Here is a 275-nt window from a genome sequence, read left to right on the forward strand (position 1 = left end):
TTCTAGCTATCGAAATTGGCTTCATCAACACCGTGATGATTAAAGATGGAAGTTTGAATACATCTCTTGCAGGTAACATAGTAATTCTGTTGGTATTTAGCACATTTACAGCGCTTGTCATCGAACTTCCAAACCAAGCGGCCTCCATCATGGGGGGTGGTCCCTCAGGAGGAGGAATTGCCAGCCGAATTTCGGGATTTGGTTCAGCAAAAAGCATGGTGAGCGGTGCCGCCGCCGGCATTTCCAAGCTGCGGAGGGGACGCAACAACATCAAA

1 pseudogene is annotated in these 275 nt (G+C 48.4%); it reads left to right on the forward strand.

Annotation, left to right across the window (positions count from 1 at the left end):
• Window positions 1-275, forward strand: a pseudogene (locus tag ABJ99_RS28630) (type IV secretion system protein); the annotation flags it as partial.

The organism is Pseudomonas syringae pv. cilantro (assembly GCF_001293775.1).
Classification (GTDB): domain Bacteria; phylum Pseudomonadota; class Gammaproteobacteria; order Pseudomonadales; family Pseudomonadaceae; genus Aquipseudomonas; species Aquipseudomonas syringae_P.